Origin of the sequence: Streptomyces sp. NPDC059003, from assembly GCF_042740445.1 — a bacterium.
Taxonomy (GTDB): Bacteria; Actinomycetota; Actinomycetes; order Streptomycetales; family Streptomycetaceae; genus Streptomyces.
On record NZ_JBHYJH010000126.1, the window covers coordinates 1 to 18,195 of the forward strand.

18 protein-coding genes and 1 pseudogene are annotated in these 18,195 nt (G+C 74.1%); 14 read left to right on the top strand and 5 right to left on the bottom strand.

The window, feature by feature from the left end:
* Window positions 1-23: 23 nt before the first annotated feature.
* Both ACFWZ5_RS32885 and ligD read right to left on the bottom strand, forming a co-directional pair.
* Window positions 24-491: a hypothetical protein gene (locus ACFWZ5_RS32885; protein WP_384793379.1), complete on the bottom strand. Its 468-nt coding sequence runs from the start codon at window positions 489-491 to the stop codon at window positions 24-26.
* Window positions 492-504: 13 nt separating this feature from the next.
* Window positions 505-1,521 (bottom strand): non-homologous end-joining DNA ligase, encoded by a 1,017-nt coding sequence (ligD, locus tag ACFWZ5_RS32890; RefSeq protein WP_384793382.1) that lies wholly within the window; start codon window positions 1,519-1,521, stop codon window positions 505-507.
* A 117-nt stretch (window positions 1,522-1,638) separates the two neighbouring features.
* On the opposite strand from ligD, the gene ACFWZ5_RS32895 reads away from it, so the two are divergent.
* From ACFWZ5_RS32895 to ACFWZ5_RS32910, 4 genes are all read left to right on the top strand, one after another.
* On the top strand, window positions 1,639-2,271 hold the full coding sequence (locus ACFWZ5_RS32895) for a hypothetical protein (RefSeq protein ID WP_384793385.1): 633 nt from the start codon (window positions 1,639-1,641) through the stop codon (window positions 2,269-2,271).
* Between the two features lie 61 nt (window positions 2,272-2,332).
* The gene (locus tag ACFWZ5_RS32900) at window positions 2,333-3,409 is read left to right on the top strand and encodes an ATP-dependent DNA ligase (RefSeq protein ID WP_384793388.1); all 1,077 of its coding nucleotides are present in this window, start codon (window positions 2,333-2,335) and stop codon (window positions 3,407-3,409) included.
* Window positions 3,410-4,137: 728 nt separating this feature from the next.
* Window positions 4,138-5,952: an FAD-dependent oxidoreductase gene (locus ACFWZ5_RS32905; protein WP_384793391.1), complete on the top strand. Its 1,815-nt coding sequence runs from the start codon at window positions 4,138-4,140 to the stop codon at window positions 5,950-5,952.
* A gap of 82 nt (window positions 5,953-6,034) precedes the next feature.
* Window positions 6,035-6,967, top strand: coding sequence for a DUF3048 domain-containing protein (locus tag ACFWZ5_RS32910; RefSeq protein ID WP_384793394.1), 933 nt, complete (start codon window positions 6,035-6,037; stop codon window positions 6,965-6,967).
* Here the strand turns inward: ACFWZ5_RS32910 and ACFWZ5_RS32915 are convergent.
* Window positions 6,954-7,418 (bottom strand): MarR family winged helix-turn-helix transcriptional regulator, encoded by a 465-nt coding sequence (locus ACFWZ5_RS32915; protein WP_384793396.1) that lies wholly within the window; start codon window positions 7,416-7,418, stop codon window positions 6,954-6,956. The genes ACFWZ5_RS32910 and ACFWZ5_RS32915 overlap by 14 nt on opposite strands.
* Window positions 7,419-7,626: 208 nt before the next feature.
* Between ACFWZ5_RS32915 and ACFWZ5_RS32920 the strand changes: the two genes are divergently transcribed.
* The 6 genes and pseudogenes from ACFWZ5_RS32920 to ACFWZ5_RS32945 form a co-directional block, all read left to right on the top strand.
* Window positions 7,627-8,382, top strand: a complete 756-nt coding sequence (locus ACFWZ5_RS32920; protein WP_384793399.1) for a CoA transferase subunit A — start codon at window positions 7,627-7,629, stop codon at window positions 8,380-8,382.
* Complete coding sequence (locus ACFWZ5_RS32925; protein ID WP_384793402.1) at window positions 8,382-9,053, top strand: 3-oxoacid CoA-transferase subunit B; 672 nt, start codon at window positions 8,382-8,384, stop codon at window positions 9,051-9,053. Before ACFWZ5_RS32920 ends, ACFWZ5_RS32925 begins: the two co-directional genes overlap by 1 nt.
* Window positions 9,050-9,853 (top strand): protocatechuate 3,4-dioxygenase subunit beta, encoded by an 804-nt coding sequence (gene pcaH, locus ACFWZ5_RS32930; protein WP_384793405.1) that lies wholly within the window; start codon window positions 9,050-9,052, stop codon window positions 9,851-9,853. The genes ACFWZ5_RS32925 and pcaH overlap by 4 nt, the downstream gene beginning before the upstream one ends.
* Window positions 9,850-10,407 (top strand): protocatechuate 3,4-dioxygenase subunit alpha, encoded by a 558-nt coding sequence (pcaG, locus tag ACFWZ5_RS32935; RefSeq protein WP_384793408.1) that lies wholly within the window; start codon window positions 9,850-9,852, stop codon window positions 10,405-10,407. Before pcaH ends, pcaG begins: the two co-directional genes overlap by 4 nt.
* Before the next feature lie 20 nt (window positions 10,408-10,427).
* Entirely contained in the window at window positions 10,428-11,912 is a 1,485-nt protein-coding gene (gene pcaB, locus ACFWZ5_RS32940) for a 3-carboxy-cis,cis-muconate cycloisomerase (protein ID WP_384793411.1), read from the top strand.
* Window positions 11,909-12,658, top strand: a pseudogene (locus tag ACFWZ5_RS32945) (alpha/beta fold hydrolase); the annotation flags it as partial. The gene pcaB and the pseudogene ACFWZ5_RS32945, both read left to right, overlap by 4 nt.
* Before the next feature lie 161 nt (window positions 12,659-12,819).
* Here ACFWZ5_RS32945 and ACFWZ5_RS32950 read toward each other — a convergent pair.
* Window positions 12,820-13,746 (bottom strand): SDR family oxidoreductase, encoded by a 927-nt coding sequence (locus tag ACFWZ5_RS32950; RefSeq protein WP_384793414.1) that lies wholly within the window; start codon window positions 13,744-13,746, stop codon window positions 12,820-12,822.
* A gap of 16 nt (window positions 13,747-13,762) precedes the next feature.
* Window positions 13,763-14,527: an SDR family oxidoreductase gene (locus tag ACFWZ5_RS32955; RefSeq protein ID WP_384793417.1), complete on the bottom strand. Its 765-nt coding sequence runs from the start codon at window positions 14,525-14,527 to the stop codon at window positions 13,763-13,765.
* Window positions 14,528-14,598: 71 nt separating this feature from the next.
* Between ACFWZ5_RS32955 and ACFWZ5_RS32960 the strand changes: the two genes are divergently transcribed.
* The 4 genes from ACFWZ5_RS32960 to ACFWZ5_RS32975 are packed head-to-tail and all read left to right on the top strand — an operon-like array spanning window position 14,599 to window position 18,165.
* Window positions 14,599-15,432: an enoyl-CoA hydratase family protein gene (locus tag ACFWZ5_RS32960; RefSeq protein WP_384793420.1), complete on the top strand. Its 834-nt coding sequence runs from the start codon at window positions 14,599-14,601 to the stop codon at window positions 15,430-15,432.
* Between the two features lie 11 nt (window positions 15,433-15,443).
* A complete protein-coding gene (locus ACFWZ5_RS32965) occupies window positions 15,444-16,292 on the top strand; it encodes a CoA transferase subunit A (RefSeq protein WP_384793447.1) in 849 nt (282 codons plus the stop codon).
* On the top strand, window positions 16,289-17,056 hold the full coding sequence (locus ACFWZ5_RS32970; protein WP_384793423.1) for a CoA-transferase subunit beta: 768 nt from the start codon (window positions 16,289-16,291) through the stop codon (window positions 17,054-17,056). The genes ACFWZ5_RS32965 and ACFWZ5_RS32970 overlap by 4 nt, the downstream gene beginning before the upstream one ends.
* A 35-nt stretch (window positions 17,057-17,091) precedes the next feature.
* Entirely contained in the window at window positions 17,092-18,165 is a 1,074-nt protein-coding gene (locus ACFWZ5_RS32975) for an NAD(P)H-dependent flavin oxidoreductase (RefSeq protein WP_384793450.1), read from the top strand.
* Window positions 18,166-18,195: the final 30 nt, after the last annotated feature.

The following is an 18,195-nucleotide window of genomic DNA, read 5'->3' on the forward strand; positions in this document are numbered from 1 at the left end:
GGAGGGGCCACAGCCGTGCCGTCTCAGAAGTGCGCGAGGACCTGCCGCACCGGCTGTCCCAGCGCGTCGCCGAGGGCCGTGAGCTCCTCGGCGGTGAACCGGTCCCTGCCGGGGTTCCAGACGGCGATCTCGAAGCGGGCGAACGCGCACGGCCAGTGGAAGTCGAGGGCGTCCAGGGAGGTGTCGGCGCCGCAGCACGGGGCGCGGACGGCGAGGTCGGCCAGGCCGTCGTCCGCCCGCGCCGCGACGAACTCCGCCCACCACGCGCGGTCGATCGCCGCGCCGCAGCGCGGGCAGCCGATCCGCTCCAGGTTCTCGCCGCAGTCCACGACGGCGATCGCGTCGTGCCAGGTGACGTCGATCTCGGCGGCGTCGCCCCGGTCCGGGTCCTCGACCAGGGCGCCGACCAGGGCCGTGGTGCGCTCGGCGGCCTCCTCGTCCGGCTGCCAGCGCGGGTCGGCGGGGACGACCGACAGGACGTCGTCGCTCACGGGAACCCCCGGGTCAGGTGTCGTGGCGGGCCCGGCTCGGCTGGACCCGCTTGGGCTCGCCCGGCATCTTCGGGTACTCGGGCGGGTACGGCAGGTCGCCGAGCCCGCGCTCCTTCTCGTCGCGCTCGGCGAGGTCGAGCAGCGGCTCCAGCGAGAACGCGTGCCCGTCCATGTCCTGGTGTACGTCGCCGACCTCGGCGAAGCGCGCGGGCATCGTACCGAGGTCGAAGTCGCGCGGCACGGCGTCGTCGAGCTCGTCCCAGCGCAGGGGCGCGGAGACGGGGGCGTGCGGGCGGGCGCGGACCGAGTAGGCGGAGGCGATGGTGCGGTCCCGGGCGGTCTGGTTGAAGTCGACGAAGATCCGCTCGCCGCGCTCCTCCTTCCACCAGGCCGTCGTCACCGCGTCCGGCATGCGCCGCTCCAGGGCGCGGCCGCAGGCGATCGCGGCGCGGCGGACCTCCACGAACGTCCAGCGCGGCTCGATCGGCACGAAGACGTGGATGCCGCGTCCGCCGGACGTCTTGGGCCAGCCGCGCAGGCCGAACTCGTCCAGGACGGACCGGAGTTCGTGGGCGGCGCGGACAGCGTCGGCGTAGTCCGTGCCGGGCTGCGGGTCGAGGTCGATGCGCAGCTCGTCGGGGTGGTCGGGGTCGGTGCGGCGCACGGGCCAGGGGTGGAAGGTGAGCGTGCCGTACTGGGCCGCCCACACGACCGCGGCGACCTCCGTGGGGCAGATCTCGTCGGCGGTGCGGCCGCTGGGGAAGGTGATGGTGCCGGTCGGGATCCAGTCGGGCAGGTTCTTCGGGGCGCGCTTCTGGTAGAAGGACTCGCCGGTGACGCCCTCCGGGTAGCGCTCCAGGGTCGTGGGCCGGTCGCGCAGGGCCCGCACGATGCCGTCGCCGACGGCGATGAAGTACTCGGCCAGGTCCCGCTTGGTGAAGCCGCTCTCCGGGAACAGCACGCGGTCGGGGCTGGAGAGCCGCACCGTCCGCTCCCCGGCCGTGAGCTCCACCGCCGCGCCCGCACCCATGCGAGCCACGGTAGAGGGGTGGGCCGAAGGGCGCATATCGGGCGCGATGTTGATCAAGGACGTTCGAGCCGCATAAGGTCCCCACGTCCGTCATGTACAGGCAAAGGAGTACGGCGCGTGCGCAGCCGCAGGACCGTCCGGGCCGTGGCCACGGCCACGCTCGCCCTTGCCGTGACCGCCTGCACGCCGGGCGGGGACGACGACGCGTCTCCCTCCCCCACACGCCGGGCCGCCTCACCCACCGCTCCCGCCGGGCCCCCGCCCGCGGGCCTGAAGCAGGTCGAGCCGCTGCCCCTGCGCGGCGCCGCGCTCGAAGAGCTGGACTCCTCGCTGTCCGACGCGCCCCGGCACCCGCTCGGCGAGGCCCGCATCGGCACCACCCGCGTCATCGCCTACCTCGAAGGCAAGAAGTGCGGGGTCCTGATGACCGGCCCGCGCGACCAGTTCCTGCAGGGCATGACCGAGGCGCGACCGAAGGACGGCACCGACGAGGGCGCGGACGTCGCGGAGCTCCCCGCGGGGCCGTACACCGTCTCATCCGCCCAGAGCAGCGACCCCACCACCTGGCTGGAGCTGTCGTGCGGGCGCAACGCCATGGTCATCGAGTACGAGATCGGCAAGCCCGCGCGCATCACGGGCGTGGCGGGCGCGGTCACGACGGCGCAGTCCCGCGACGCCCGGACCTCGTACTTGGTGATCGGCCCCGCATCCGTCCGCAACCAGGTCCGCAAGGCCCTCCCCCGGTCCTGACCTGGCCCTTCGGCGTGCCGCACAGGAAGCGGACCGCACGGACCGCTCCTAGAGTCGGATCATGGACCTGCCGGTGATGCCGCCCGTGAAGCCGATGCTCGCCAAGTCCGTGGCGAAGATCCCGCCCGGCATGCAGTACGAGGCGAAGTGGGACGGCTTCCGGGCCGTCGTCTTCCGGGACGGGGACGAGATCGAGATCGGCAGCCGCGGCACGAAGCCGCTCACCCGCTACTTCCCCGAGCTCGTCGCGGCGCTGCGCGAGCGCCTGCCGCGGCGGTGCGTCCTGGACGGCGAGATCGTCATCGCCCGTGACGGCCGGCTCGACTTCGACGCCCTCACCGAGCGCATCCACCCGGCGGACTCCCGGGTGCGGCTGCTCGCCGAGCGGACACCGGCGTCGTACGTCGCGTTCGACCTGCTCGCGCTCTTCGACGAGGCGCTCCTCGACGTGCCGCTGAGCGACCGCCGCCGGCTCCTGGCCAAGGCCCTCGAGGAGGTCACCGCGCCGGTCCACCTGGCGCCGATGACCCTCGACCAGGACGAGGCGCGGCGGTGGTTCGAGCAGTACGAGGGCGCCGGGCTCGACGGGGTCGTCGCCAAACCGCTCGACCTGCGGTACCGCCAGAACGAGCGCCTCATGTTCAAGATCAAGCACGAGCGGACGGCGGACTGCGTGGTCGCGGGCTTCCGCTTCCACAAGAGCGGCCCGGTGGTCGGCTCGCTGCTGCTCGGCCTGTACGACGACGGGGGCGCGCTGCAGCACGTCGGGGTGTGCGCGGCGTTCTCCATGAAGCGGCGCGAAGAGCTTATGGCGGAACTCGCGCCGCTCCGGATGGAGTCCGCGGCGGGGCACCCCTGGGCCGCGTGGACCGACGAGGCCGCGCACGAGAGCGCGCGCCTTCCGGGGGCGGTGAACCGGTGGTCGGGCAAGAAGGACCTCACGTGGGAGCCGTTGCGGCCGGAGCGGGTGTGTGAGGTGGCCTACGACCACATGGAGAACGGGGTGCGGTTCCGGCACACGGCCCAGTTCCGCGCGTGGCGCCCGGACCGCACGCCCGACTCCTGCACGTACGCCCAACTGGACACCCCTCCGGCCTACGACCTCACGACGGCCCTGGGCTCACCCCCGACCCCCTGACCCCAGACACCCCCGCCAACGCAACAACAGCACCCGCCACCCACAGCCCCACGCACAGGCCCCGCCACCCACACAGCCCGCCACCCTTGCACACAGGCCCCACCACCCACACGACCTGCCGCCCCTACGCACAGGCCCCACTACCCACACGACCTGCCGTCCCAACCCACAGGCCCCACCACCCACACGACCTGCCGTCCCAACCCACAGGCCCCACCACCCACACGACCCACCACCCCAACCCACAGACCCCACCATCCACACGACCCACCACCCCTACGCACAGGCCTCGCCGCCCACGTGACCCACGTCCCCACGCGCAGGCCCCACCGCCCACACCACCCCACATGACCCACCGCCCCTGCGCACAGGTACCGCCGCTAACGCGGCGGCTTCACCCCGCCCGCCCACCCACTACCCACCCCCGGGCCGCACCCGCCGACGGCGGGTCACCCCCACGAGAGGCGCCCGCCCCGCGTGAAGGTGGAAACGGGCGGGCGGGTGGGAGACAAAAGCCGCGCGCAGCGCGGCGCACCACCGGCAGACGCCAACGACGAGCGACCCCCACAAGAGGCGCCCACCGCGCGTGAGGGTGGAAACGGGCGGGCGGGCGGGAGATCCCCCGGAGGCGAAATCCGGCCAACGTACACCCACACCTTCCGACCCCCCGCCCACCCCTATACGCTCCGCCCCCGACACCGAGTTACCACCGGTAAAGGGGACGACACATGGGCCACCCAGAACCACCCGGCAGCACACGCAGAGCATTCGTCACCGCGACAGCCGGAAGTGCGGCAGCCCTGAGCCTCGCCACCCTGACGACCACGGGCACCGCCACCGCCCACGCAGCCGAGCGCCCCACCGCGGCCGAGAGCCCCACCCCCCGCCAAACGGTCGCCGTCCTCGGCGGCGGCGTCGCGGGCCTGACGGCCGCCCACGAGCTGGCCGAGCGCGGCTTCGCCGTCACGGTCTACGAGCGCCGCGCACTGGGCGGCAAGGCCCGCAGTTTCGACGTACCGGACAGCGCGAAGGGCGGCCGCAAACCGCTGCCCGCCGAGCACGGCTTCCGCTTCATCCCGGGGATCTATCACAACCTCCCGGACACGATGCGCCGCATCCCCTTCCCCGGCAACAAGAACGGCGTCTGGGACAACCTCGTCGCCCCGCCGGAGATGAGCTTCGCCCGCGCCGGCGGGCGCGAGGACATCCGCCTGCCCATCCCCGGCCGGGACGGCAAGCCGGCCGACCTCTCCCCGGAGGACATCGCCCGCGCGCTCACCGCGTTCCTGGACACCGCGTTCAGCATCCCGGCGAACGAGATCGCGTACTTCGTGAACCGCGCCTTGGTCTTCCTCACGAGCTGCGACGAGCGGCGCGACGACCAGTGGGAGGCCACCCCCTGGTGGGAGTTCGTGCGCGCCGAGGAGATGTCGAAGGACTACCAGCGCATCCTCGCGATCGGCGTCACCCGCAACATCGTGGCCACGAAGGCCGAGGTGGCCAGCACCCGCACGGTCGGCACGCTCGGCGAGGCCTTCGTGTTCAACGCGCTCGGCCGGGGCGCGGACGGCCCGCCGGACCGGATCCTGAACGCGCCCACCAACGAGGCGTGGATCGACCCGTGGGTGGCCCATCTGAAGGCGCTCGGCGTGGAGTTCCGCATCGGCTGGACGGTGCGCGAGGTCGCGTACGGCGAGGGGCGCGTCGCCAAGACGGTGATCGAGGACCCGCAGGGCACCCGGCACGACATCACGGCCGACCACTACGTCCAGGCCATGCCGGTGGAGCACGCCCGCAGGACCTGGGGCGCGCGGCTCAAGGCGGCCGACCCGCAGCTGGCGCGGTGCGACAAGCTGCGGACGGACTGGATGACGGGCATCCAGTTCTATCTGACGGAGCGCCCGAAGGTCGTCGACGGACACTTCAACTGCATCGACTCCCCCTGGTCGCTGACGGGGATCGCGCAGGCGTCGCACTGGAAGGGCCGTGACTTCCCCGCCGACTACGGCGACGGCACCGCCGTGGACTGTCTGTCGGTGGACGTCTCCGAGTGGGACAAGCCGGGGATCCTGTACGGCAAGACGGCCAAGAAGTGCACGCGCGACGAGGTGGCGCGCGAGGTGTGGGCGCAGCTGAAGGCCTCCCTGAACGACACCGGCAAGACGGTGCTCAGCGACGCGATGCTGCACGCGTGGATCCTCGACCCGGGCGTGGACGGCATCGGCGGCCCGAACCCGACGAACGACGACGAGCTCCTCATCCACCCGGTGGGCACCCTGCACAACCGCCCGTCCGCGGAGACGAAGATCCCCAACCTCTTCCTCGCGGGCGACTACGTGGCCGTGGACATCGACCTGGCCACCATGGAGGGCGCCAACGCCGCCGCCCGCCAGGCGGTCAACGCCCTGCTCGACCGGGTGGGTTCGGAGCACAAGCGGTGCGAGGTGACGCCGCTGTACCGCGCCCCGGAGCTGGCTCTCCTCAAGCGCCACGACCGCACCCGCTACCGGCTCGGCCTGCCGAACGCCCTCGACTTCGGCTGACACCCGGGCACCCGGGCTGAGATCCGGCCGGTCCGGGTACACCCCCGGCATGGAGCGGCGACAGACACGGGCGGGACGCGGGATGCGGACGACACGGGCGTGGCGAGCGGCAGTCGTGGGGGCGGCGCTCGCCGCGCTCGTGCCCGGCTGCACCTTGGAGGACCGGTCGGGCGGCGCGGACGGGGAGGGCGCCACGGACGAGGGCCGCGTACTCGCCGTGAAGGTCGACAACGTCGGCCCCGCGCGCCCGCAGACGGGCCTGGAGGCGGCGGACGTCGTGTACGTGGAGCGGGTGGAGGCCGGGCTCAGCCGGCTGCTCGCCCTGTACGCGCGGCGACTTCCGCCGGTGGTCGGGCCCGTGCGCAGCGCCCGTGAGACGGATCTGGAGCTGCTTCGCCAGTTCGACCGGCCGGCGCTCGCGTTCTCCGGGGCGCAGTCGAAGCTGCTCCCGCTGATCGACGGCGCCCCGCTGCGCCCGCTGCCGCCCGGGAAGGCCCCCGGCAGGGCGTACTTCCGCGACGGGGCGAGGCCCGCGCCGCACAACCTCTATCTGCGCCCCGGGGACCTGGGCGCGCGGACGGACGCGAGCGGTCTGGAGAGCACGGGCTTCCGGTTCGGGCAGCGCCCGGCGGGCGGGGCGCCCGAGACCCGGCGCACGGTCCGCTTCCCGTCGGCGAGCTTCACCTTCACCTGGGTCGAGTACGAGGGCCGCTGGCACATCGCGATGGACGGCACCCCGGCCCGCACCGCGTCCGGCGCCGCGCTCACCGCGGCGACGGTCGTGATCCAGCGCGTCGACATCCGTGACTCGCGCTTCCACGACCGCTCGGGCAACGCGTCGCCGCTCACCCGTACCGTGGGCTCGGGCACCGCGCGGGTCCTGCGGGACGGCCGGTCCTACGAGGCGCGGTGGCGGCGCGGGACCGCGCGGGACGGCACGGAGTTCACCACGCCGAAGGGCGGGCCGCTCAGGTTCGCGCGCGGCCCGGTGTGGGTGGTGTTCACGAAGGCGTGACGGGGTCCGGCAGCGGGTTGCGCAGGTGCTCGGCCGCGTCCGCGACCCGCTGCATCAGGTCGAGGAACACCGCCCGTTCGTCGCCGCTGAGCGGCCCCAGGAAGACCTGGTTCATCCGGGCCGTGCGCACGGTCAGCTTGCGGTGCACCTGCCGGCCCTCGGCGGTGAGCCGCAGCAGCGACCGGCGGCCGTCCTGCGGGTCGCGGACCTTGTCGATGAGCCCGCGGCGGCTGAGGCGGCTGATGACCTCGGCGATGGTGGAGCGGTCGAGGCCGACCCGCTCGCCCACGCCGCGCTGGTCCAGGCCCGGCTCGGCCACCAGGGAGTTGAGGACGGCGAACTGGGGCGAGGTGGTCTCCTCCGAGACCATCGTGGTCCACAGCAGGTGGTGCGCCTGCTGGAGACGCCGGGCCAGGTGCCCGGGGTGGGTGGTCAGGTCCACCGCGGCCATGGCGGCTCCTCACGCTGGTGCTGTCGTGGGTGCACCGTAGGGGATGCACAGTAGTTGGTGCACTGAACAGTACCTGGCCCGAGGCTCCCTTGACGCGCCCGACAGGCGGTGGCAGCGTGGGCAGCAGTTCACAGGGATGACGCGCAGACGCAGGCATAAATAGTCAGTGCGCTGAGCATTATGCGGCGCGGAGATGAGGCTGGCCCGGATGGACAAGGTGATCGCCACGGCCGCGGAAGCGGTGGCCGACGTGGGGGACGGCGCTTCCCTCGCGGTCGGTGGCTTCGGACTCAGCGGCGTACCGAACGTCCTGATCGACGCGCTGCACCGGCGGGGCGTCACGGGTCTGCGCGTGGTGTCGAACAACTGCGGCGCGCTCGGCACGGGGCTGGCGGTGCTGCTCGCGGCGGGCCGTCTCGCGCGGGTGACCGGCTCGTACGTCGGCGCCAACAAGGAGTTCGCGCGCGCCTATCTCGCCGGTGAGCTCGAGGTCGAGCTGATCCCGCAGGGCACGCTCGCCGAGCGCCTGCGGGCCGGCGGCTGCGGCATCCCCGCCTTCTACACCCCGGCCGGGGTGGGCACACAGGTCGCCGACGGCGGCCTGCCGTGGCGGTACGACGGCGCGGGCGGCGTCGCCCTCGCCTCGCCGCCCAAGGAGGTACGGGAGTTCGACGGCGTACCGCACGTCCTGGAGCGGGGCATCCGCACCGACTTCGCGCTGGTACGGGCCGCGCGGGGCGACCGGCACGGCAACCTGGTGTTCGCCAAGGCGAGCCGGAACTTCAACCCCCTCGCCGCGATGGCGGGAAGCGTCACGGTCGCGGAGGTGGAGGAGCTGGTCGAACCGGGCGCCATCGACCCGGACGCCGTGCACCTGCCCGGCATCTTCGTGCAGCGGGTCGTGGCCCTCAGCCCCGCCGAGGCCGCCGACAAGCGCGTCGAGAAGCGGACGGTGAGCTCCTGATGGCCTGGACCCGCGAGCAGGTGGCCGCCCGCGCGGCACGCGAGCTGAGGGACGGCCAGTACGTGAACCTCGGCATCGGCCTGCCCACGCTGATTCCCAACCACCTCCCGCCGGGCGTGGAGGTCGTCATCGCGTCCGAGAACGGCGTCCTCGGCGTCGGCCCCTATCCGGCGGCCGACGCGGTGGACCCGGACCTGATCAACGCGGGCAAGGAGACGGTGACGGTCCTTCCCGGGGCCGCGTACGTCGACTCGGCCCTGTCCTTCGGGATGATCCGCGGCGGCCGCATCGACGTCGCCGTGCTCGGCGCGATGCAGGTCTCCGCGCGCGGGGACCTCGCCAACTGGGCGGTCCCCGGGCGGCTCGTCACCGGCATCGGCGGCGCGATGGACCTGGTGCACGGCGCCCGCCGGGTCGTCGTGACGATGACGCACACCGCCAAGGACGGCACGCCCAAGCTCGTCGAGGAGTGCGACCTGCCGCTGACGGGACGCCGCTGCGTGCACCGCGTCGTCACGGACCTCGGGGTGCTCGACGTCACCGAGGACGGCTTCGAACTGATCGAGTGCGCGCCGGGAGTCGACGCCCCCGAGATCGTCGCCAGGACGGCGGCGAAGGTGCGGATGCCCGACGTCCCGGGCCGCGAGCCAAGGAGGAACAGCCGCACATGACGAACTTCCCCCCTCCCTTCCCTCCGCCCGACCACCCCAGCCGGCAACGGACGGTCATCGCCGCCGAGCCCGACCCACCCGGGGCCGCCCGATCCGGAACCACGGCCGCCGCCCCGCCGCGGCACCCCGCCCACTCCTACCCGCCCTACCGCAGCAGCGAGCTCCGCCTCCCCCGGCACCCCGCCGTGCCGGTCCTCGATCCGGAGGCGGTGGAGCTGACCGGGCCCGTCTTCGGCGTCACGGACGTCGCCGTCGTCGACAGCGACCTGACGAGCCAGCACGCGGGCGAGCCGATCGGCGAGCGCATCACCGTCTCGGGCCGGGTCACGGACCGCCAGGGGCGGCCGGTGCGCGGCCAGTTGGTGGAGCTGTGGCAGGCCAACGCGGCGGGCCGGTACGCCCACCGCCTCGACCGGCATCCGGCGCCGCTCGACCCGAACTTCACGGGCTTCGGCCGCTGCCTCACCGACGACTCCGGCGCGTACGCGTTCACGACCATCAGGCCCGGCGCCTATCCGTGGCGCAACCACGCCAACGCGTGGCGCCCCGCGCACCTGCACTTCTCCGTCTTCGGCACGGCGTTCGCGCAGCGCCTGGTGACGCAGATGTACTTCCCCGGCGACCCGCTCCTGGCGTACGACCCGGTGCTGGGCGCCGTCACCGACGCGGCGGCGCGGGCCCGGCTCGTGTCGGCGTACGACCACGACCTGACCGTCCCCGAGCGGTCGCTCGGCTACCGCTGGGACATCGTCCTCGACGGCCCGTCCGCCACCCCCTTCGAGGAAGGTGCCGCCCGGTGAACACCCACGCCCCCACTCCCTCGCAGACGATCGGCCCCTTCTACGGCCACGCCCTGCCCTTCCCCCGCGGCGGCGACGTGGCGCCGGCCGGGCACCCCGCCGCGGTCGCGCTCCACGGCTACTTGTACGACGGTTCGGGAAGTCCCGTACCGGACGCCCTCGTCGAGACCTGGCAGTCGGCGCCGGACGGTTCGTGTGCGGGCGCGCCCGGGTCGCTGCGGCGCGACCCGGCCACCGGCAGGGCGGCCGGGCGCGACGGCGTCACGTTCACGGGCTTCGGCCGCGTCGCGACGGACGGCGACGGGCACTGGGCGTTCCGGACGCTCCTGCCGGGGGGTGTGCCGTACATCGCGCTCGCCGTCTTCGCCCGCGGCCTCCTGTCGCACCTGCGCACGCGCGCGTACGTGACGGACGCCGCCGACGACCCGCTGCTCGCCGCGCTGCCCCCGGAGCGCCGGGCGACGCTCCTCGCCCGGCCGGGCCCCGACCGCACGTACCGCTTCGACATCCGCCTCCAGGGGGAGGGCGAAACGGTGTTCCTGGAGTTCCCGTGACCGCGGTTCCTGGAGTACCCGTGAACGCGCCTGACGTTGCCGGGGTTCCGTCGGCGGCGGGCGGGTTCGACAGCGGCCTCCTCGCGCCCGGCCGCGCGGGTTCGGCCGCCGAGCGGGCGACGGGCGACCCAGCCTTCCTCCAGGCCATGCTGGACGCCGAAGCGGCCCTGACGCGGGCGCAGGCGGCCGTGGGCATGGCGCCGCGCGAGGCCGCGGCGGCGGTCAGCGATGCCGCCGACGCGCACCGCTTCGACCTGCGTGATCTGGCGGTACGCGCGCGTGGCGGTGGAAATCCGGTGATCCCGCTGGTGGCGGACCTGACGGCGGCCGTGCCCGGACACGCGGCGCCGTATGTGCACCGGGGCGCGACCAGCCAGGACGTCCTCGACACGGCGACCATGCTGGTCGCGGCCCGCACCCTGGACCTGATCCTGCGGGACCTCGCCCGCGCGGAACACCAGTGGGCGCGGCTTGCGGCGGCCCACCGCGACACCCCCATGCCGGGCCGCACGCTCACCCAGCACGCGGCTCCCACCACGTTCGGCCTGAAGGCGGCCGGGTGGCGGTCCCTGGTCCTGGACGCCCGCGACCGGCTCACGCGGGTGCGGGATTCGCTGCCGGTGCAGCTGGGCGGGGCGGTGGGGACGCTGGCGGCGTTCGACGCGTACGGGGTCCTGGGGGCGGACGGCCCTGGCGGTGGGGGTGGCGTCGGGCACGGGGCCGGCGGTGGGCCTGGAGTCGGGCACGGGCCCGGCGGTGGGGCCGGCGTCGGGCTTGGGCTCGTCGCCGCCTACGCGCGGGAGCTGGGTCTGGCCGAGCCGCTGCTCCCCTGGCACACCCTCCGTACGCCCGTCGCCGACCTCGCCGCCGCGCTCGCCTTCACCGCCGGGGCGCTCGGCAAGGCCGCCGTCGACGTGCTCACGCTGTCCCGTACGGAGATCGGGGAGGTCTCCGAAGGCGCGGGCGGCGGCTCCTCGGCGATGCCCCACAAGGCGAACCCGGTCCGCGCCACGCTCGTCGCCGCCGCGGCCCGCCGCGCACCCGCGGCGGCCGCGACGCTGCACGCCTCCCTCGCCGCCGACGACGAACGCCCTCCGGGCGCCTGGCACGCCGAGTGGGAGCCGCTGCGCGACCTGCTCCGCCTCACCGGTGGCGCGGCCCGCGACACGGCGGAACTGAGCGCGGGACTCCGCGTCCACGCGCGCGTGATGCATGAACACCTGGGGCTGACCGGTGGGTTGATCGTCTCGGAGCAGCTGGTCGCGAGGCTGACGCCGGTGGTGGGGCGGGCGCGGGCCGTGGAGGTGGTGGGAATGCTGGTGCGCCGGGTGAGGGCGGGAGACGGGACGCTGGGGGATCCTGACACCTGGGAGGGCCTCAACCCGGAGGAACGGGCCGCGCTGAAGGAGCTCCAGGCTTCTGGGGACCGCACGGAACCGGCCGACGCCGCCCGCTGGACCGGCTCCGCCGGAGTCCTCACCGACCGCGCCCTGGAGCGGAGGTGAACAGTCTGCTCAGCCACCGCGAGGACGGCCCCGGCAGCGCCGCCGCCCCGCTCCTCCTCGGCCCCTCGCTCGGCACCTCCACGGCCCTGTGGGACGCCGTCACGCCCCGCCTGGCCGCCGCCCACCGCGTCGTACGGTTCGACCTGCCCGGCCACGGGGGCTCGCCGCCCGGCCTCATCGGTCCCGGCGCGACCGTCGCCGACCTCGCCGCGCTCGTCCTCGCTCTCGCCGACTCCCTCGGCGTCCGCCGCTTCGCGTACGCGGGCGTCTCCCTCGGCGGCGCGATCGGCCTCCACCTGGCCGTCCACCACCCCGACCGGGTGACGCGCCTTGCCGTCGTGTGCTCGTCGGCCCACTTCGGCGGCAGCGCGGCATGGCGCCGACGGGCCGCCCTCGTACGGCGCGAGGGCCTCGCCGAGCTCGCGAGGACCGCGCCGGAACGGTGGTTCACGCCCGGCTTCACGGTGCCGCGGCTCGTGGCGGACCACCGGTGGGCCGATCCCGCCGCGTACGCCGCGTGCTGCGACGCGCTCGCCGCGTTCGACGTCCGGGCGTCGCTGTCCGCGGTGACCGCGCCCACGTTGGTCGTGACCGGGCTGCTGGATCGGGCCACGCCGCCCGGGCATGGGCGGGAGATCGCCTCCGGGGTGGCCGGTGGGGGCGTCCTGGTGGAGGTGGAGGGGGCGGCCCACCTTGCCGTGGCCGAGCGGCCCTGGGTGGTGGGGGGTGCCCTTTGCCGCCACTTCGGGCCGTAGTCCGGGGGTTTCCCCCACCCACCCGCCCCTTCCTGTGGCCGCCGCCCCAGGCCCCGCGCTCGTATGGGGCTTCGCCCCTTCCCTCTTGGTGGCGCTTCGCGCCTCGTCCTCAAACGCCGGACGGGCTAGAGCCCCCGGCCAGGCTGGAACGCTCACCTCGCCCCGTACACCGGCTGTGGTGGCTCCGCCCTGGAAAGGAGCTTGAGAGCCGTCTCGCCCGCCTCCTTCGGTGTGCGGCGGGCGCCCTGGTCGTCGCTCGGGCCCGGGCGCCAGCCCTCCATGACGGTGATGCGGCCCGCCTCGGCCGCGAAGACGCGGCCGGTGACTCCCGTGGAGGCCGGGGAGCCTAGCCAGACGACCAGGGGGGACACGTTCTCCGGTGCCATGGCGTCGAAACCGCTCCCTTCGGGGGCGGCCATCGTGTCGGCGAACGTCGTCTCGGTCATGCGGGTGCGGGCGGCGGGTGCGAGGGCGTTCACCCGCACTCCGTAGGGGGCGAGTTCGGCGGAGGCGACCAGGGTGAGGCCGAGGATGCCTGCCTTGGCCGCGCTGTAGGCGCCCTGTCCGACGCTGCCCGAAAGGCCCGCCCCGGAGCTGGTGTTGACCACGCACGCGTGCGGGGTGCGGCCCGCCTTGGACTCGGCGCGCCAGTGCGCGGCCGCGTGCTTCAGGGGCAGGAAGTGGCCCTTCAGGTGCACGCGGACGACGGCGTCCCAGTCGTCCTCGTCGAGGTTGACCAGCATCCGGTCCCGCAGGAAGCCCGCGTTGTTGACGAGGGTGTCCAGGCGTCCGTACGTCTCCAGGGCGGCCCTGACGAGGGAGGCGGCCCCCTGGGGTGTGGCGATGTCACCGCAGTGCGCGACCGCGTCGCCGCCCGCGGCGCGGATCTCCTCGACGACGTCCTGCGCGGGCCCGCCGGACGCGCCCGAACCGTCGGGCCCCACCCCCAGGTCGTTGACGACGACCCGCGCCCCCTCGGCCGCGTACGCGCAGGCGTGGGCGCGCCCGAGGCCGCGGCCCGCGCCCGTGACGATCACGACGCGGCCCGCGCAGATGCCCGGATCAGTGGCGGCAGTCATGAAGGGACTCCTTCCGTCAGTGGTTCACGGTCGCGGCGTCGAGGAACGCGGGGCGCTCGCCGCCGCCGTGCAGGTGGAGGGACGCGCCGCTGATGTAGCGCGCGGCCGGGGACGCGAGGAACACGCAGGCGTCGGCGGCGTCCGACGGGTCGGCGAGGCGGCCGAGCGGGACGGTGCGGGCCACCGCCCGGACGCCGTCCTCGTCTCCGTAGTGCAGATGGGCGCTCTCGGTGCGGACGAGGCCGAGGACGACCGTGTTCACGCGCACGTGCGGGGCCCATTCGACGGCCATGGTGCGCGCCAGGTTCTCCAGGCCCGCCTTGGCCGCGCCGTACGCGCCGGAGCCGGGTGAGGGGCGGCCGCCGCTGACACTGCCGATCATCACGATGCTGCCGCCCGCCTCCTGACGGTGCATCACCTCGTACGCGGCCAGGGATGCGTACAGCGGCGCGAGCAGGTTCAGTTCCACGATCTTGGTCTGGCGCCGCACGGACGACTCGGCGAGCAGGCCGAAGGGGGTGCCGCCGGCGTTGTTCACCAGGACGTCGAGGCGGCCGCAGTCGGCGGCGACCCCGGTGAGGAAGTCCTGGGCCGCGTCCGCGTCGCGCAGGTCGACCGGGCGGAACTCGGCGGTGGCGCCCGCCACTTCGACGGGCGCGGCGGGAGGTCTGCGGGCGCAGACGACGACCCGGGCCCCGGCCGCGAGGAAGCCGCGGGCGATCCCGGCGCCGACGCCGCGGGTGCCGCCGGTGACGACGACCACCTGTCGATTGTCAGTCATCGCTGCTACCTTCCTTGGCAACTAACAAATGTTTGGTTGAAGGCGCTCGTTGAAAGGTAGCGGATGATCTGATGCCTGTCTCCACTTCACCCCCGGACCGGGGCGTGGCCGTGGTCACCGTGGACTACGCGCCGGTCAACGCCCTTCCGGTGCAAGGGTGGTTCGACCTGGCGGACGTGGTGCGCGCGGTCGGCCGCGACCCGGGTGTGCGGTGCGTGGTCCTCGCCGCCGAGGGCCGCGGTTTCAACGCGGGCGTGGACATCAAGGAGATGCAGCGCGACGTTGGCCACGCGGCCCTGATCGGCGCCAACCACGGCTGCTTCGAGGCCTTCGCGGCGGTGTACGAGTGCGAGGTCCCGGTCGTCGCCGCGGTGCAGGGCTTCTGCCTGGGCGGCGGCATCGGCCTCGTGGGGAACGCGGACGCGGTGGTGGCGAGCGACGACGCGACGTTCGGCCTCCCGGAGCTGGACCGCGGCGCGCTCGGCGCCGCCACGCACCTGGCCCGCCTGGTCCCCCAGCACCTGATGCGCGCGCTGTACTACACCGCGCGCACGGCCACCGCCGCCGAGCTGCACGCGCACGGCTCGGTGTGGCGGGTCGTCCCGCGCGCCGAACTGCGCGCGGCGGCCCTGGACCTGGCGCGGGAGATAGCCCGCAAGGACGGGGCCCTGCTGCGCCTCGCGAAGGCCGCGATCAACGGCATCGACCCGGTCGACGTGCGCCGCAGCTACCGCTTCGAGCAGGGCTTCACCTTCGAGGCGAACCTGAGCGGCCTCGCGGGACGCGTCCGCGCCGGCTTCGGCAAGGACGACAGGGGCGACAGGACCGCCAGGGCCGACAAGACCGACAACAGGACCGACAGGGGCAGCGAGGGCGACACGGAGCGCGGAGGAGGGCCCACGTGAGCGACAAGACCATGACGCCCGAGGAGGTCGTGGGGCGCCTGGAGAGCGGGATGACGCTCGGCATCGGCGGCTGGGGCTCGCGCCGCAAGCCGATGGCCCTGGTGCGCGCGCTGCTCCGCTCGCCCGTGACCGACCTGACGGTGGTGGCGTACGGCGGCCCGGACGTCGGCCTGCTCGCCGCGGCGGGGCGGATCCGGGCGCTGGTCACGGCGTTCGCGACGCTCGACTCGATCCCCCTGGAGCCGCACTTCAGGGCGGCGCGCGAGCGGGGCGGCATCGACCTGGTCGAGCTGGACGAGGCGATGTTCCTCCAGGGCCTGACCGCGGCCGCCCAGCGCCTGCCGTTCCTGCCGGTCCGCGCGGGCCTCGGCTCGGACGTCATGCGCGTCAACCCCCACCTGCGCACGGTCACTTCGCCGTACGCGGACGCGGAGGAGCTGGTGGCGGTCCCGGCCCTGCGCCTGGACGCGGCCCTGGTGCACCTGAACCGCGCGGACCGCCTGGGCAACGGCCAGTATCTGGGCCCCGATCCGTACTTCGACGACCTGTTCTGCGAGGCCGCCGACGCGGCGTACGTGTCGTGCGAGCGGCTCGTGCCGTCCGCGGAGCTGACCCGGCACGCACCGCCCCAGACGATGCTGGTGTCGCGGTACGCGGTCGCGGGCGTGACCGAGACGCCGAACGGCGCGCACTTCACGTCGTGCGCGCCGGACTACGGCCGCGACGAGCCCTTCCAGAAGGAGTACGCCACCGCGGCCGCCGACCCCGGCGCCTGGGCGGCGTTCCAGGACCGCTTCCTGTCCGGAGGCGAGGAGGACTACCAGTCGGCCGTCAAGGCCTGGCACAAGGAGCGCCGATGACGACGACCTCGAAGGCGGTCACGCGTGCCGAGTACTGCGTCGTCGCCTGCGCCGAGGCATGGCGGGGCGACGGCGAGATCCTGGCCGCGCCGATGGGCACGGTCCCGTCCGTGGCCGCCCGCCTGGCGAAGCTGACGTTCGCGCCCGATCTGCTGCTCACGGACGGCGAGGCGCTCCTGATGGGGGACGTGCCGGCCGTCGGGGCGCGTTCGGCGGTGACCGAGGGCTGGCTGCCCTACCGGCGGCATCTGACGATGACGATGGGCGGCCGGCGGCACGTGATGATGGGCGCGAGCCAGATCGACCGCTTCGGCAACCAGAACATCTCGTGTGTCGGCGACTGGCACCGCCCGTCCCGCCAGCTCCTCGGCGTGCGCGGCGCCCCGGTGAACACCCTGAACAACCCCGTCAGTTACTGGATCCCGAGGCACTCCAAGCGCGTCTTCGTGGCGAGGGTCGACATGATCAGCGGCGTCGGGTACGACAGCGCGGCCGCGGCGGGCCCGTCGGCGACCCGCTTCCACGACCTGCGCCGTGTCGTGTCGGACCTGGGCGTCTTCGACTTCGCGGGCCCCGACCACGCGCTGCGCCTGGTCTCGCTCCACCCCGGAGTGACCCTGGCCGACGTCCGCGCGGCGACGTCCTTCGAGCCAGCCGTCGCCCCCGGCCTCTCCCCCACGCGCGAGCCCACCGCCGACGAACTCCGCCTGATCCGCGAGGTGGTGGACCCCACGGGCCTGCGCGACCGCGAGGTCCGCCCATGACGACGCCACCCCGAAAGCCGTCCCCGAAGGCGCCGTTGGAGACGGCGCTGACCCGCCTGGTCGGGGTGCGCCACCCGATCGTGCAGACCGGCATGGGCTGGGTCGCGGGCCCACGCCTGGTGTCGGCGACGGCCGAGGCGGGTGCGCTCGGCATCCTGGCGTCCGCCACAATGACCCCCGACCGGCTCCGTACGGCGATCCGGGAGGTGAAGTCCCGCACCGACGCCCCCTTCGGCGTGAACCTGCGCGCGGACGCGGCCGACGCGCACGACCGCGTGCGGATCATCGTGGCGGAGGGGGTCCGCGTGGCGTCCTTCGCGCTCGCCCCTTCCCCGTCCCTGATGGCGGCCCTCAAGGACGCCGGTGTCCTGGTCATCCCGTCCGTCGGCGCCCGGCGGCACGCGGAGAAGGTCGCGGCATGGGGCGCGGACGCCGTCGTCGTCCAGGGCGGCGAGGGCGGCGGCCACACCGGCGATGTCGCCACGACGGTGCTCCTCCCCCAGGTCGTGGACGCCGTGGACATCCCGGTGATCGCGGCGGGCGGCTTCCACGACGGCCGCGGCCTGGTCGCGGCCCTGGCCTACGGCGCGGCGGGCGTGGCCATGGGCACCCGTTTCCTCCTCACGTCGGACTCCCCGGTCCCCGACGCGGTGAAGGCCCGCTACCTGGCGGCGACGGCCAAGGACATCACGCTCACCACCCGCGTGGACGGCCTCCCCCACCGCATGCTCCGCACGCCCCTGGTGTCGTCCCTGGAGCGCTCGGGCCCCCTGAGATCCCTGCTCATGGCCCTCCGTCACGCGCAGGCGTTCCGCCGGACGTCCGGCCTCACCTGGCCCCAGCTGTTCCGCGACGGCCGAGCCCTGCGCACCGCCAAGCACCTCACGTGGCCCCAGACCCTCCTGGCCGCGAACACCCCCATGCTCCTCAAGTCAGCGATGGTCGACGGCGAGCCGGACCGAGGCGTCATGGCGTCGGGCCAGGTGGCGGCGGTCATCGACGACCTCCCGTCCTGCGAGGAGCTGATCACCAGAATCATGAAGGAGGCAGCAGAAACCCTCACCCATCTACGCGGCGAGCAAGCCAGTTCCAGCCCGTCCGGCGTTTGAGAACGGGGCGCGAAGCGCCGAAAAAAGGGG